The sequence below is a fragment of the Roseibium sp. MMSF_3544 genome (assembly GCF_030732845.1).
In the GTDB taxonomy this organism is placed as follows: Bacteria; Pseudomonadota; Alphaproteobacteria; order Rhizobiales; family Stappiaceae; genus Roseibium.
The window spans coordinates 35976-50448 of the sequence record NZ_JASHKA010000028.1 but is presented as its reverse complement, the minus strand read 5'-3'; the positions used below and the strand labels follow the sequence as shown (position 1 = coordinate 50448).

The following is a 14473-nucleotide window of genomic DNA, read 5'->3' as shown; positions in this document are numbered from 1 at the left end:
GGATCGAACATGGCTGGTCAGCTCATCGGGCAATTGGTGCTTTGGCTCATACTCGCGGTCATCGTCGTTTTCATCCTCTATTGGGTGATGCACTGGCTTTACCGGCGCTCGACCAAGGAAGTCGCCTTCGTGCGAACGGGTTTCCTGGGAGAGAAGGTCGTAATCGACGGCGGTGCGTTTGTCTGGCCGATCATTCACGACATCACACCCGTCAACATGAACTCCCTGCAGATGGCGCTGACCCGCGAAAAGGAAGACGCGCTCATCACCAAGGATCGTCTCAGGGTCGACGTGGACGCTGAATTCTACGTGCGTGTAGGTCAGACCAAGACGGCGGTCAGTCTGGCGGCATCGACACTCGGGCGGCGTACGCTTGAGCCGGAACGCATCCACTCCCTTCTTTCAGGCAAGTTCGTCTCCGCCTTGAGAACTGTCGCCTCGGAAATGACGATGGAGGAACTTCACGAGAGCCGCCATCTCTATGTCGACCGCGTGCTTGAGGCTGCGCAGGTGGGCCTCGACAAGAACGGTCTGGAACTTGAAAGCGTCGCGATCACGGATATCGACCAGACCGGGATCGAGTACTTCAATCCCTCAAACAGGTTTGATGCTGAGGGTCTGACCACGGTCATCCGTGAGATCGAAGATAGGAGAAAGCTCAGAAACGATATCGAACAGGATTCGATGATCCGCATCCGTTCGCGCAACCTGGAAGCAGAAAAGCAGGTTCTGGACATCGAGCGCGAAAGCGAAAATGCGCGCCTGGAGCAGGAGCGTGAGATCGAGTTCAGGCGCGCCCAGCAGCACGCCGACCTTGTCCGCGAACGTGCAGAGCAGGAAAAGGAGGCGGAACAGGCCTCGCTCTTGAGCCGGGAAGCCATTGAAACCGCCCGGATTGAAAACGAGCGGCTGATCTCGGAGGCACGCATTGCTTCTGAAAAGGAGGTTCGCCAAAAGGAAATCGACCGTCAGCGCGTCATCGACGAAGCTGAAATTGTCACCCGCGAAGCCGTTGAGAAAGCGCGGATCGGGCAGGAAAAGAACCTGACCGAAGAGCGGATCAAGACGCAGCAAATGACAGAGGCAGCCGACATCGCTGCCAAGGAAGCGGTTGAAAAGGCCCGGATAGCGCAGGAACGCGCCCTGTCCGAGGCGCGCATTGCCAAGGACCGCGAGACCGAAGCGCTCGAGATCGAGCGCCGGAAAACCATCGAGGAAACCGATATTGCTGCGCGCGAGCTGATCGAAAAGGCCAAGATTGCGCAGGAAGAAGCGGTGACCGAGGCGCGGATCACTTTCGAACGCTCGACCCGTGAACGGGAGATCGCACGCAACCTCGCTGTTGAGCAGGCCGAGATTGCGTCGCGCGAAGCAGCGGAAAAGCTTCGTGTTGCGCAGGAGCAGACGGTCAATGCCTCGCGTATCGAGGCGGATCGCGAAACCCGCCGGTTGGAAATCGAGCGCCAGAAGATCCTCGAAGAGGCGGAGATCGCCAGCCTGAAGGCAACGGAAGCGGCCAGGATCGCCCGCGAAAAGGCGCTGTCGGCGGAGCGCATCGCGTCCGAACAGGCAACGCGCGCGCTCGAGATTGAGCGTCAGCAGCAGATCGACATTGCCCAGATCGCTGCGCGCGAAGAAACCAACAAGACGCGCATTGCCCAGGAAGAGCGCATCAGGAACCTGGAAATTGCCTCCAACAAGGCGATTGACGAGGCCGAGATTACTGCGCGCGAAGCAGTTGAAAAGGCGCGCATTGCCCAGGACAAGCAGCTGTCGTTTGAACGCATCGCCGCGCAGGAAGCGACCGACGAACGTGACGTGGCCCGCCAGGCAGCCCTCGATGCGGCCAATATCGCGGCCAAGGAGGCAACCGAAGCCAAGCGCATCGCCCAGGAAAAGGTGATCGCCGCAGAACGTATCTCCTTCGAACAGGAAACACGCGGGCTGGAGATCGCACGCAACAAGGCGGTCGAGGAAGCGGAGATCGCGGCACGCGAAGCTGTCGATGCAGCCCGGATCGCCCAGGAAGCCAAGATCACGCTGCAGCGGATCGAAAGCGAGGAAGCAACACGGGAACGCGACGTCGCCCGCGCCAAGGCCATCGAGGCCGCCGAAATTGCCAAATTGGAGGCAACGGAAGCCGCGCGCATTGCCAAGGAAAAGAAGGTCGCCGCGGAACGCATCGCCTACGAGCAGGATCTGCGCGAACGCGAGATCGCCCGCAACCGGGCGGTCGACGTCGCCAACATTTCGGCACAGGAACTCGTCGAGGCTGCGCGCATCGCCCAGGAAAACAAGGTCCGCACGGCCGAGATTGCGAAGGACGCAGACATCCGCACACGCGAGATCGAAAAGACCGAGGCGATCGAAACGGCCGAGGTTGCGTCAAGACGCAGCGTCGAGCAGGCGCGCATTGCGCAGGAACAGAAAACCACCGCGGAGAAGATCGCCCGGGACGAGAAGATCAGGTCGCTGGAAATTGCCCGCAACAAGGCCATCGACGAAGCCCAGGTGGCGGCAGACCAGGCCGTGGAAGCTGCCAGGGTTGCCAAGGCAAAATCCATCGACGCGGAAAAGATCCTGGCGGAACAGGAGCTCGACGCGAAGAAGCTGGAACGCAAGAAGGTGCTGGAGCAACTCGAGATCGCCCGCGTCCAGGCTTTGCGCGAAGCCGAGATCGTCAGCCAGGAAGAGATCGAACGCGCGCAGATCGCCTCCGAACGCGGCCTGGACGATGCCCGCATAGGCCATCAGACGGAACGCAGGCGCCTGGAAATCGAACGCGAGAAATCGGTCGAGAGCGCGCAGATGGACAAGGCCATCGAGCTCTACAAGAAGTCGCTGGATGAAAGCGCCGCCGCAGTCGAAGCAGAAGCCGCCCGCGCGCGCGCCACCGAGGCAGCGGAAAAGGTCAAGACGGCGCAGGAGACGGAAGTCGCCACCCGCCGCAAGTCTGTCGATGTTGTTCTGGCCGAAAAGGAAGCAGAAGAAAAACGCATCGCGGCAGAAGCCGAACGCATCCGCAGGGCCGTGGAAGCCGAAGCGCAGAAACTCATCAACGAAGCAGAAAACGTGCTCACGGATGGCGCCCGTCATTCCCTGTTCAAGCGCAAGATGCTCGAACACGTGGAAGGCATTGTCGCTGCATCGGTCAAGCCGCTTGAGAAGATCAACGACATCAAGATCATGCAGCTTGGCGGCAACGGTTCTGGTGGTCTCGGCTTGGCAGACGGCAATGGCGGCGTCGCAGGCGGCGGTGGTGGCGGAGGCGGCGGCAGCCCGACCGACGAGGTCATCAACTCGGCGCTGCGTTACCGGGTCCAGGCCCCGATGGTCGACAGTCTGTTGAGCGATATTGGCATCGACGGCTCAAACCTTGCCAAGTCCGACGTCATGCGCACTGCCAACGACATGACCCGCGCCGCCAACGAAATGAAGCGTCTCAAGGCGGATGACAAGCCCAAAGGCTCCGGCTCCTCGAAGGAGAGCAAATAATGGCCCGGGTCTATACGTCCTCCGTAATCAACGCGCCGGCGGCAAAGGTCTGGGAACGGATCCGGGACTTTAACGGCCTGCCCAAGTGGCACCCGAGGATAAGGGAGAGCCGCATCGAGGACGCGCTACCCGCGGACAAGGTCGGCTGTATCCGCAATTTCAATCTGCAGAACGGAGACAACATCCGTGAGCAGCTGTTGGGCCTGTCCGACTACGACCTCTTCTACAGCTACTCGATGCTCGAAGGGCCGATGCCGCTCAGCGACTACATCGCCACGCTTCGCCTCACACCTGTGACGGAGGGGGACCGCACCTTTATCGAGTGGTCGGCGGAATTCGAATGCGATCCGGAAAACGAGGACGATCTCGTCAGCGGGATCGGGACGAATGTCTTTCAGGGGGGCTTTGATGCCCTGAAGAGGCACTTCGGGGGCTAAGTGCAAGGTTTCGTTGTCAAAAATGGAGGATGGACAATGACATACCGGACTGTTTTAGGCGCAATAGGCTTTGGTTTTCTGGCAACGGCCGCAACGGCTCAGGACTTGCCGCCGCTCGTCGTGCAGCCGAATGCCGAGCTTGTCACCTTTGAGCACATCGAGGCGCTGAATGCCTGTGACTGGAACCGGCTGATGGCGCAATACCCCGAAGAAGTTTTGTTCATCTTGCCGAACGGGGTCTGGATCGAAGGTCGGAAAAACATTGGTGATGTCTTCGCGGGCTTCTGCAAACCGCGCGAAGAAGGCGGCTTCAAGGGCGCCACTTTCATCGCGGAGAAGGTCAAGACGATCGGCGACACGGTCAATGTGTCCTGGCGCGTGGAAGCTGATTTCCTCGCCGAGCCTTACAAGGGCGCCGATGCCTACGTAACGCGGGACGGCCTGATGTACGCGCAGGTCACCACGTTCGACCCGAGCGACATGAAGTTCAAGTAATCGAAGGCGAAGCGGTCGTGGTCAAGGTTGTTCGCAGCACGGTTTTAAAGGCACCGGTAGAGGCGGTCTGGGACGTCCTGCGTGACTTCAATGGCCACGACCGTTGGCACCCGGCCGTTGCCACCAGCCAGATGGAGCGGGGCGAAAGCTCCGACAGGGTCGGGGCGGTGCGCCGGTTCAGGCTGCAGGACGGATCGGAACTGCGTGAACAACTGCTGACCATGTCCGATTTGGAGCAAAGCTTCTCCTACTGCCTGCTGGATACGCCGATCCCGCTCTTCAACTACGTGGCGCATGTGCGCCTGTTTCCGGTGACGGACGAGGACTGGACAATGTGGGAATGGGAAAGCCGGTTCGATACGCCGAAGGGGCGGGACAGGGAACTGGCAGACCTGGTCGGCAATGACATCTACGTCGCCGGCTTCAAGGCAGTGGCGGAACATATCGGGGTGGAGGCGTAACGCATGGTGACGGTAACGACGGTCGATACGCTCCAGGAAGCAGCGGCGAGCAGCGCCGGCGAAGCTGTCTTTCTGGGTGGCGGTACGCTCGTGATGCGCAGCGTCAACTACGGCGAACTGACGGTTCCGCAAATCGTTCGACTGCGCAGCGCCACAGCTTTGCGTGACATCAGGGCCGACGGAACGCGCATCAATATCGGGGCCGCCGCCACCATGGGCGACGTCCTTCGATCTTCCGAAGTGTCCTTCCTGCATCCGGTTGCGCGCCAGGTCGGCGGTCCGGCGATCCGGAATATGGCGACGGTCGGAGGAAACATCTTCGCGCCGCACCCCTACGGCGACTTCGCGGTCGCACTCCTTGCGCTTGACGCCAGGCTGCGCATGTCCGACGGCAGCGAAACAGATCTGGAGAGCCTGCTGGCGGCGCGCGACAGCGAGAGACGTCTCGTGGAATCGGTTTCAATTGTCCGACCCGCAGGCGATGATTTCAGGTTTCGAAAGGTCAGCCGGGTGAAGCCCAAGGGCGTATCGGTGATGAGCCTTGCCGCGTGGCTTCCACGGTCAGCGGGACGCATTTCCGGCGCGCGCATCGCATTCGGAGCCATGGCGCCGACACCCGTCAGGGCAAGGGCCGCGGAAGCGGCGCTTGAGGGGGCAACGCTCGACGAAAACGGGATCGCCGGTGCCCTATCCGCTGCTACGCAAGGCCTTAGCCCGCCCGATGACGGACTGGCGTCCGGCTGGTACCGCAGCCAAGTCGCCCCGGTCCATCTGAAAAGACTTTTGCTGGGCGGGGGGAGCCGACCATGACAAAGAAACCGGTCCAGTTTCAATTAAACGGCTCGCCTGTCGCCGTTTTCTCCGACGAGGGGCAGAACCTTCTCGACCTGTTACGCCGCGGTGTTGGCGACCTGTCACCCAAATACGGCTGTGGTCAGGGAACCTGCGGCAGCTGCACGGTGATCATTGATGGAGAACCGCGTCTGAGCTGCCTGACCCTTGCCGAAACCGTTGAAGGTCAGCACGTGGAGACCACCAACGGCCTTGCCAACGGCCCGGATCTGCACGCGCTCCAGGAAGCCTTCATGGAGAATTTCGCAGCACAGTGCGGCTACTGCACGCCCGGCATGCTCATGGCCGCGAAGGCGCTGCTTGACCGGACACCGCGCCCGAGCCGCGCGGAAATCGTCGAGGCGATCTCCGGGAACATCTGTCGGTGCACGGGCTATGAGCCGATCATTGATGCCATCCTGGCCGCAAGCGGTCAGCCGACACGGAGGACCGGCTGATGTCATCGGTTGAATTCAGAAAAGATCTCTTCGCGGATGAGCGTGACGACAACCTGCAGGAAATCGGCAAACCGACGCGCCGCCAGGACATCCTGGGGCACGTGACCGGTCGCTCGCCTTACTACGACGACCACCTGTTCGACGGTTTGCTTCACATGCGCTGCGTGCGCTCGCCGCATCACCATGCCCGCATCCGATCCATCGATACCAGCCAGGCGGAACGCATGCCCGGCGTGGTGCGTGTCGTGCTGGCGCGCGACGTGCCGAATAACCTCAACACGCTCCTCTCGCTGATCAATTTCGGCAAGGACGAGGAGAAACTGATCCAGGATACAAAGGTTGCCTATGTCGGCGAGCCCGTGGCTGCGATCATTGCCGAAACCGAGGGGCAGGCAAGAGACGCCTGCGCTGCCGTCAGAGTGGACTACGAGGTGTTGCCGCACGTTCTCGACCCGGAAGCGTCGTTGAAGCCGGACGCGCCGGTTGTCAACGAGATCTATCCCAACAACACCTTCGACTATCACGACCTTTACGACCACCAGAAGCTGCGCTTCGGGGACGTCGAGAAAGGCTTCTCCGAAGCCGACCACATTGTTGAAGGCGAATACCAGATGTCGCCGATCGAGCAAGCGCCGATCGAGACCTGCGGTGCGATCGCTGCCCCGGAAACAAACGACCGCTTCGTCTGTTACACCTCGACACAGGCGCTGTTCTTTTCACTGGGTACGACCGCCAAGCTTCTGAATATGGCGTCCTCCCGCCTGCATTTTGTCGGCGGAACGGTTGGTGGAGGCTTTGGCGGCAAGGTCGACAGTATTGTCGAACCGCTGTCTGTCCTGGGCGCGGTTCTGACAGGGCGGCCGGTCAAGTTCATGTGGGATCGCGCAGAGGAAATGCAGGTCGGCGCGCCGCGCGGCGCAGAGCGCTGGCGCATCAAGGACGGTGTTGCCCGTGATGGCCGGATCCTGGCCCGGACATTTACAGGTTTCTTCGACGCGGGTGCCTACACCCGGCTGTCCTCCTACGCCATCATCAAGTGTACAGGTCACATTCCAGGACCCTATTCGATCCCGAACGTCGCCTCGAATGTCTATTGCGTTTTCACCAACCGGACACCGGCGACCGCCATGCGCGGTTTTGGCATCACCGGCGTCGATTTCGCCATCGAATGTCACATGGACAAGGTCGCCGAGACGGTCGGCCTGAACCCGATTGAGCTCAGGATCCTGAACGCCTACCGGGACGGCGATATGAAGCCGCATCGCCGCCTGGCCAAGAACACGGCGCTGATCGAATGCTGCCAGGTGGCCAGCCAGAAATCCGGATGGGCGATCAGTGCGGATGCGGCGCGCCAGTCCAGCCTCACCGGAGGCGGTGGCTCGCGGGCAGACATCCCCGAGAGCATCACCGACAGTGTAGGCCGGATCGGCGAGCGCAGACGCACCGACATTCCGACGGAGCCCGGTATGGGCGCGGCGTCCAGGGGCCGCGTCGCGGCCGGGACGCAGGGCATCCCCATCGTTGCAGCGGCCCCTCAAGACGAGGACATGATCACCGACCCGGCGCGCATGGGCTTCCGGCACGCACCGGTAGCGCCGTCGCAGCCCGGCGCAACGCCTTCAAGCCCCGTTCCGCCGTCGGCGGCACCGTCTGCGGCGCCCGTACCGCCGCAACAAAACGCACCGGCTCCGCAACCCGCACCACCGCAGCAACCAGCGGCACCCCAGCCTCCGCAAGCCACCCCTGATCCGGCTCCGGCGCCCTACAAGCCCGAGCAGCCGTTCTCGCGCGGGGTCAAGCGGCCCGGTGTCTCCCGTTTTCTGTCCGGATCAAGGAGGCGCTGACCATGGCCATTCACAAGGGGCGCGGCTTTGCCTGCATCAACTACCCGATCGGCATGAATCTCGGCGGCGATCCGAGCCAGGCACTCGTCCACTCCACTCCCGACGGCAAGTTCATGGTGTCGTTGTCCTCGATCGATCTCGGGCAGGGCATGAAATCGGTCACGCGCCAGATCGCGGCGGAAACGCTCGGTGTTCCCGTGTCGGATGTCTATGTCGACACCGCCGACAGCGACACCGGGCCTCACTGCATGGGGTCCTTTGCCTCGCGCGGTACCCACCGGGTCGGAAATGCCGTGATCCGGGCGGCAACCGAGGCGCGCAAGGCGCTGCTGGAGGCCGCGGCCGAAGAGCTGGAAGTCAATGCGACGGATCTGGAAACGGACGGGCAGGGTAACATTCAGGTCAAGGGCGCGCCTGGCCGGACGATCACCGTTGCCGATACCGCCATCGCCGCGCAGTTCAAGCAGGGCCGGACCCTGTCCGGGCGCGGCATCTTTCTCATCCCGCCGTCCGATGTCGATCCGGATACCGGCGAAATGACACCTGTCTCCTGTTTCGCGCACGCGGCCCTGGTCGTGGATCTGGAAGTGGACGATGAAACTGGCGAGGTCTCGGTCACGGAGATCAACTCTGCCTACGAGGTGGGGCGGGCCTTGAACCCGCGTCTTGTCGAGCAGCAGCTGATCGGCGGTGCCTGGATGGGTGTCTCGCACGCTCTTTATGAAACAACCGAACCTTATTACCCGGACCGGAGCCATGGTCCGGTGGACTTCAACACCTACCTGATGCCCGGACCGGGCGAGGTGGTGAACCACAACATCGCGGTGCTGGAAAGACCCGCCGAGGACGCGCCCTTCGGGGGCAAGGGTCCGGGCGAGATGTGCGCTAATCCCGTCCTTCCGGCGATCGCCAATGCCGTCTACAACGCCGTCGGCGTCCGTTGCGACACGCTGCCCATTACGCCCGAAAAGGTCTTGCGGGGCATTCTCGCCAATGGCGGTGCTCGGCCGCAGGGAGCGCGCTGAGCCATGCCGGTCAAGCCGTCCATTGTCGGGATCGATAGCCCGGATCGCCTGCGGGACGCTCTCAATGCTGCGCAATATATCGCGGGAGACGATCTGTCGACGGCCGCCTACCTCGCCCTGGCGCTGGGCAAACCACTTCTACTGGAAGGCGCGCCGGGCGTTGGTAAGACGGAAGCGGCAAAAGCCATCTCCTCGGTTCTCGGCAGGCGCGTTGTCCGCCTGCAGTGCTTCGAAGGGATCGATGCTGCGTCCGCACTTTATGAGTGGAACTACACCCGGCAGATGCTTGCGATCCGGCAGGCTGGGGACGACTACGTCAACATCTACGAAGACCAGTTTCTGCTTCAGCGGCCGATGCTGGAGGCGTTGCGGTCGCCCGACGACTGTGTGCTCCTGATCGACGAGATCGACCGTTCGGATCAGGAATTCGAAGCCTTCCTGCTGGAGTTCCTGTCCGACTTTGCCATTTCCATTCCGGAAACCGGAACGGTGCGCGCCGCGCGTCCGCCGGTTGTCGTGCTGACCTCCAACCGCACGCGCGATCTGCATGAAGCGCTGCGGCGCCGGTGTGTCTATCACTGGATCGACTACCCGGATATTCACCTTGAGGCCCGGATTGTCATGGCGCGGGCAAGCTCTGTCGCCGAAGAAACGGCAAACGCGGTCGCCGGTGCGGTCGCGAAACTCCGGACGGAGCCGCTCGCCAAACCGCCCGGCGTTGCCGAGACGGTGGAATGGGCGGAAGCGGCAACGCTGCTGCACAATCAGGGCGCAGCTTGGCCCGAAGCTTTCCGCCGCGCCATCGGCGTCGCGCTCAAGGATCACGATGACCTGACCTTCCTCGAAGGACGGCTCGACAGCTTCATGCCGCAGGAGGCCGCATGACCCTTCCGCGCGTCAGCCGAGCCTTTGTCGAGTTCCCTGCGATTCTCAGGGCGCACGGGTTTGCTGTTGCACCTGACCAGACGATCGACTTCCTGCAATCGATCAGCCTTCTGGGGCCGCGCGGCATGGCCGATATCCGGCGCGCCGCCCTTGCCACACTGGCGATCCCGCGTGAGCGCCATGCGGAGTTCGAGGCGCTGTTCCAAGCCTATTTTCTTGGGCAGTCGCTGGCCGCGCCGATCGAGGATGAAGACGGAGACGAGGGTGTCGAGGCATTCGAACCATCCTCCGAAACGATCGAGATCGATCAGGATGAGGGCGAAGAAGAGCCGGGTGAACTTGCGACCTCGGCGGAGCTTCTGGGCCGCCGGCAGTTTGCGGCAATTGCGGACCCTGATGCCCTCAGGGATCTGGCACGGCGCGCGCAGAAGGAACTGCCGCGCAGACAGTCTTACAGGCGGTTCCTCGACAACCGGGGAACGCGGATCGATCTGCGCCGCGCCTTGCGGCAGGCTCTCCGGCGCGACGGTGAGGTCTTTGATCTTCCAAGAACAAGGCGCAAGACAAAGCAGCGCCGTATTCTGCTGCTGATCGATGTGTCCGGGTCGATGAAGGATCAGAGCGACGCGGCGCTTCGCTTTGCCCACGCGCTGGTTCAGTCGGCGGACAGTGTCGAAGTCTTCAGCCTTGGAACACGGCTGACGCGTATCACCGCGCCTCTCAGGATCAAGGACGCTGACCGGGCTCTGGATGGTGTCGGGGCGGCGGTCGCCGATTTCGACGGCGGCACGCGCATCGGTGAGGCACTCGCAGCCTTTCTGGCCGTGCCGCGCTTTGCGGCCTACGCGCGCGGGGCTGCGGCGCTTGTTTTGTCCGATGGCCTTGAGCGTGGATCGCCCGACGCTTTGATTTCAGCCGTTCGCCGGTTGTCCCGCGTGTCCTGGCGGCTCGACTGGCTGTCGCCGCTTGCCGCCGATCCACTCTACGAACCTCGCACAGAAGCCCTGTCGGCGTGTCTTCCCTATCTCGACGCGCTTGTGCCCGGCGACCGGATCGACGCCATGTGCACCCACGTTCTGTCCCTTGCGAGGCCCGCATGATCGACGCCCATCATCATATCTGGCTTCAAAAGGACCTGCCCTGGCTGCTCGGCCCTGAACAACCGCGCATCTTTGGTCCTTATGCCGCCATCAAGCGGGACTACCTGATTGACGAATTCCTGGCCGATCTGAAAGGAACCGGGATCCAGAAGTCGGTCTATGTCCAGGCGAACTGGGCGCCGAACTGGTTCGAGGATGAAGTCGCCTGGGTTCAGTCCGTCGCCGATGAGGCCGGGTGGCCGCACGGGATCGTCGGGTTCGCCGACTTTACGGTAGACGATGTCCGTCCGCAGCTGGACAGGCTGAAGAAATACCCGCTGATGCGCGGGATCCGCCAGCAGCTGCACTGGCATGAAAACCCGCTGTATCGCTTTGCCCCGCATCCGGGTCTGCCGGCAGATCCGCTCGTACGGAAAAACATCGCCCGCCTCGCCGACTATGGCTGGTCCTTTGATCTGCAGGTCTTTGCATCGCAGATGGAGGACGCCGCCGGTCTTGCCGAGAGTTGTCCGGATGTCCCGTTCATTCTCATGCATGCGGGAATGCTGGAAGATACGTCGCCCGAAGGTGTCAAGGTCTGGCGCAAGGGCATGCGCAGGCTTGCCACTTGCCCGAATGTCTTCACCAAATTGTCGGCCTTCGGCACGTTCATTCACCGGAACGATCCGGAGTTCATCGCCTTCATGATCAAGCAGAGCATGGATCTCTTCGGAGCCGAGCGCTGCATGTTCGGCTCGAACTTTCCAATCGAGAAACTCTGGACCACCTACGCGGACCTTTTCGCCGCCTTTCGCCAAGGCGCAAAGGGACTGTCGAAAATCAAACAGCAAGCGATTTTTCACGACACGGCTGAACGGATCTACCGGCTCTAGCCGCCGGTCAGCCTGCCAGCCTTTCATCTACGGGAGAAACACAAATGGCCCTTACCATCCATGTTCTGGACTACGGAGACATCGAGCTCGAGACATCCTTTCTCGTGCTCGGCCACGAATGCGGACGCATCCGGCGGGTTCCGGTCTATGGCTTCCTGATCCTTGGCGGCACGCATCCGGTTCTGGTCGACACCGGCTATCGCGACAACGCGATCATGGAAAGCCTCGGCATGCGTGGCCTGCAGTTCCATGACAACATGATCGAGAACCAGCTTGCAAAACATGGTCTGAAACTCGGCGATATCCGGTACATCCTGCATACGCATCTTCACATCGATCATGCCGGCAAGGACGACAAGTTTCCGATGAACACGACGGTGGTGCTGAACCGCAAGGAAATGGAATTCTCGGTCTCCGGCATCATGTATCCGCAATACCCGAAGCCGGACATCCTGCATCTGGTCGAACGGATCTATGAACCGGAGGCCATGCGCTTCCTTGATCTGGAAATCACCGGTGCGGAGGAGATCATTCCGGGCGTCTGGTGCGAGGCTGCCGGTGCGCATACCGAAGGCTCGATGAACGTTATCGTCGAAACCGCGGAAGGGCTGGCCTGTATCTGCGGTGACGTCATCTACGATTTCAACGATCAAATCGTCAATCACGTCCACACCAACAACTGGATGGAGCCTCGGGTGACCGGCAATCATGCCGGTTCGAAGCGTGAGGAGAAGGGCGCGATCAAGAAGCTCCTCAACAACTACACCTTCCTGCTGCCGGTGCATGACCGCCCGGCAAAGATCCAGAACCAGCAGGTTGTCGGACGCCTGTCGATGACCGTCCCGGGCCCGATGACCGAAACCGTGCCCGAGCGGCAATGGTTCCCGATGTGACGTGCGCCAGCTCCGGAAGCCTTTGCTTCTCTAGCTAGGAAAGACTGGGAGGGATCTGTGGGACATACCGTTGTCGACCCGAAATTCTTGGACCTGATGGACCAACACGCCGCTGTTGAACGGATCGGCACCGGTTTCGTTTTCACCGAGGGGCCCATCTGGCATCCGGTGGAGCATCATCTCCTGTTCTCCGACATGCCTGGCGATGTCCGGCGCAAGTGGACCCGGCAGGAGGGTGTGAGCGAATATCTGCGCCCGTCGAACAAGGGCAACGGCATGACCTATGACGCGGAGCTGAACCTCCTCGTCTGTGAGCATGCCACGAGCTCTGTCGCGCGGTTCCGGCCTGACGGCACCCGGGAACTGCTTGCGTCTCATTTCGAAGGCAGGGAACTGAATTCTCCGAACGACATTGTCGTGAGGTCGGATGGTGCGATCTTTTTCACCGATCCGACCTATGGCCGCATGGAACATTTTGGCGTTCCCCGTGCGCTTCAGCAGGGCTTTCAGGGGGTCTACATGCTGCCTCCCGGTCACCGGCCGGGTGACGAGGCGGTCCTTGTGTCCGACCGCTACATGTTCACCCAGCCGAACGGGCTTTGCTTTTCGCCCTGTGAACGCTGGATGTGGGTGAACGATACCGAGCAGGCCAATATCCGCATGTTCGACGTTGGCGAGGACGGCAGGCTCAGAAACGGACGAATCTTTGCGTCCGGCATCAAGGACGCAGTCAAGGCGGGTGTTCCGGACGGCATGAAGGCCGATGCCAATGGCAATGTCTGGGTAACAGCACCTGGCGGTGTCTGGGTCTATTCGTTCGAAGGCCTGTTGATCGGCAAGATCGAAGTCCCGGAAATGGTCGCCAATCTGCATTGGGGCGGCGAGGACTGGCAGACCCTGTTCATGTGCGCCTGCACATCCGTCTACTCCGTAAAGACGAAAGTCCGGCCGCGTCTGGAGCCCTTCATGTCGGCGACACCGGCAAGTCAATCCGGAATGGCCGAAGCGCCTGCGACCGCAGGTGCCGCAGCTGTGTCTTCCAAAGGGTTGCAGCTATCCGCATGTCCGGCGCTTGATCCGAAGAAAACCGCGCTTCTGATCCAGGATCTTCAAAACGACGTCATGATCGACGGCGGTGCGTTCGAGGGAACCGGTTCGCCGCAGCATGCGCGCGAACAGAATGTGGTCGCCAATGCCATTGCCCTTGCGGACGCGGCCCGCCGCCACGGAATTCCTGTCATCCATATCTGGATGGTCTGCGAGCCCGGTCATCCGCTCCTTGCACAGCACGCCCCGCTGTTTCAAGGACTCAAGGGGGAGAACGCCCTGGTGAGGGGAACATGGGGCGTCGCGCCCGTTCCCGGACTGGAACCGAAACCGGGAGACCTCGTCTGCGAGAAAATGTCCATGAGCGGCTGGGAGACATCGCGACTTGAAAGCTATCTGCGCCATGCAGGCGTTGATACGATCATCAACACCGGGTCCTGGACGAATATGAGCGTGGAACACACGGCGCGCACAGCGGCCGACAAGGGCTTCCGCGTTGTTGTGCCGGAGGACGCCTGCTCTACTATGAACACCGATTGGCACCGCGCGTCGATCAACTATGCCATGCAGAACGTGGCACACGTTACGTCGGTCGCATCGGTCATGTCGGCGTTGGGCTAGGAGGTGGTG

Annotated in this window: 13 protein-coding genes; all 13 read left to right on the top strand. The window is 61.6% G+C overall.

Annotation, left to right across the window (positions count from 1 at the left end; all coding sequences use genetic code 11):
- Window positions 1-9 precede the first annotated feature (9 nt).
- The 13 genes from RBB47_RS27005 to RBB47_RS26945 are packed head-to-tail and all read left to right on the top strand — an operon-like array spanning window position 10 to window position 14464.
- Complete coding sequence (locus RBB47_RS27005) at window positions 10-3495, top strand: flotillin family protein (RefSeq protein ID WP_305989029.1); 3486 nt, start codon at window positions 10-12, stop codon at window positions 3493-3495.
- Window positions 3495-3932: an SRPBCC family protein gene (locus RBB47_RS27000; protein WP_305989028.1), complete on the top strand. Its 438-nt coding sequence runs from the start codon at window positions 3495-3497 to the stop codon at window positions 3930-3932. The genes RBB47_RS27005 and RBB47_RS27000 overlap by 1 nt, the downstream gene beginning before the upstream one ends.
- A 36-nt stretch (window positions 3933-3968) precedes the next feature.
- Complete coding sequence (locus RBB47_RS26995) at window positions 3969-4427, top strand: nuclear transport factor 2 family protein (protein WP_305989027.1); 459 nt, start codon at window positions 3969-3971, stop codon at window positions 4425-4427.
- 17 nt (window positions 4428-4444) lie between these two features.
- Window positions 4445-4888 carry an SRPBCC family protein gene (locus RBB47_RS26990; RefSeq protein WP_305989026.1) on the top strand — a complete coding sequence of 148 codons (444 nt, stop codon included), beginning with the start codon at window positions 4445-4447 and terminating at the stop codon, window positions 4886-4888.
- A gap of 3 nt (window positions 4889-4891) precedes the next feature.
- Window positions 4892-5698 carry a xanthine dehydrogenase family protein subunit M gene (locus RBB47_RS26985; RefSeq protein WP_305989025.1) on the top strand — a complete coding sequence of 269 codons (807 nt, stop codon included), beginning with the start codon at window positions 4892-4894 and terminating at the stop codon, window positions 5696-5698.
- On the top strand, window positions 5695-6177 hold the full coding sequence (locus RBB47_RS26980) for a (2Fe-2S)-binding protein (RefSeq protein WP_305989024.1): 483 nt from the start codon (window positions 5695-5697) through the stop codon (window positions 6175-6177). Before RBB47_RS26985 ends, RBB47_RS26980 begins: the two co-directional genes overlap by 4 nt.
- Window positions 6177-8021 carry a xanthine dehydrogenase family protein molybdopterin-binding subunit gene (locus RBB47_RS26975; RefSeq protein ID WP_305989023.1) on the top strand — a complete coding sequence of 615 codons (1845 nt, stop codon included), beginning with the start codon at window positions 6177-6179 and terminating at the stop codon, window positions 8019-8021. The genes RBB47_RS26980 and RBB47_RS26975 overlap by 1 nt, the downstream gene beginning before the upstream one ends.
- Before the next feature lie 2 nt (window positions 8022-8023).
- Window positions 8024-9046 (top strand): xanthine dehydrogenase family protein molybdopterin-binding subunit, encoded by a 1023-nt coding sequence (locus tag RBB47_RS26970; RefSeq protein ID WP_305989022.1) that lies wholly within the window; start codon window positions 8024-8026, stop codon window positions 9044-9046.
- Window positions 9047-9049: 3 nt separating this feature from the next.
- Window positions 9050-9931 carry a MoxR family ATPase gene (locus tag RBB47_RS26965; RefSeq protein WP_305989021.1) on the top strand — a complete coding sequence of 294 codons (882 nt, stop codon included), beginning with the start codon at window positions 9050-9052 and terminating at the stop codon, window positions 9929-9931.
- Window positions 9928-11031, top strand: coding sequence for a VWA domain-containing protein (locus RBB47_RS26960; RefSeq protein ID WP_305989020.1), 1104 nt, complete (start codon window positions 9928-9930; stop codon window positions 11029-11031). The genes RBB47_RS26965 and RBB47_RS26960 overlap by 4 nt, the downstream gene beginning before the upstream one ends.
- Window positions 11028-11903 (top strand): amidohydrolase, encoded by an 876-nt coding sequence (locus RBB47_RS26955; protein ID WP_305989019.1) that lies wholly within the window; start codon window positions 11028-11030, stop codon window positions 11901-11903. Before RBB47_RS26960 ends, RBB47_RS26955 begins: the two co-directional genes overlap by 4 nt.
- A 44-nt stretch (window positions 11904-11947) precedes the next feature.
- On the top strand, window positions 11948-12796 hold the full coding sequence (locus RBB47_RS26950) for an N-acyl homoserine lactonase family protein (RefSeq protein ID WP_305989018.1): 849 nt from the start codon (window positions 11948-11950) through the stop codon (window positions 12794-12796).
- 57 nt (window positions 12797-12853) lie between these two features.
- On the top strand, window positions 12854-14464 hold the full coding sequence (locus tag RBB47_RS26945) for an isochorismatase family protein (RefSeq protein ID WP_371932862.1): 1611 nt from the start codon (window positions 12854-12856) through the stop codon (window positions 14462-14464).
- Window positions 14465-14473 lie beyond the last annotated feature (9 nt).

What these genes read in the sequence shown, in the direction of transcription:
- RBB47_RS27000 (WP_305989028.1), top strand. Translation starts at nt 3,495, where the DNA reads ATGGCCCGGGTCTATACGTCCTCCGTAATCAACGCGCCGGCGGCAAAG.
- RBB47_RS27005 (WP_305989029.1), top strand. Translation starts at nt 10, where the DNA reads ATGGCTGGTCAGCTCATCGGGCAATTGGTGCTTTGGCTCATACTCGCG.
- RBB47_RS26965 (WP_305989021.1), top strand. Translation starts at nt 9,050, where the DNA reads ATGCCGGTCAAGCCGTCCATTGTCGGGATCGATAGCCCGGATCGCCTG.
- RBB47_RS26955 (WP_305989019.1), top strand. Translation starts at nt 11,028, where the DNA reads ATGATCGACGCCCATCATCATATCTGGCTTCAAAAGGACCTGCCCTGG.
- RBB47_RS26970 (WP_305989022.1), top strand. Translation starts at nt 8,024, where the DNA reads ATGGCCATTCACAAGGGGCGCGGCTTTGCCTGCATCAACTACCCGATC.
- RBB47_RS26980 (WP_305989024.1), top strand. Translation starts at nt 5,695, where the DNA reads ATGACAAAGAAACCGGTCCAGTTTCAATTAAACGGCTCGCCTGTCGCC.
- RBB47_RS26950 (WP_305989018.1), top strand. Translation starts at nt 11,948, where the DNA reads ATGGCCCTTACCATCCATGTTCTGGACTACGGAGACATCGAGCTCGAG.
- RBB47_RS26975 (WP_305989023.1), top strand. Translation starts at nt 6,177, where the DNA reads ATGTCATCGGTTGAATTCAGAAAAGATCTCTTCGCGGATGAGCGTGAC.
- RBB47_RS26985 (WP_305989025.1), top strand. Translation starts at nt 4,892, where the DNA reads ATGGTGACGGTAACGACGGTCGATACGCTCCAGGAAGCAGCGGCGAGC.
- RBB47_RS26960 (WP_305989020.1), top strand. Translation starts at nt 9,928, where the DNA reads ATGACCCTTCCGCGCGTCAGCCGAGCCTTTGTCGAGTTCCCTGCGATT.
- RBB47_RS26995 (WP_305989027.1), top strand. Translation starts at nt 3,969, where the DNA reads ATGACATACCGGACTGTTTTAGGCGCAATAGGCTTTGGTTTTCTGGCA.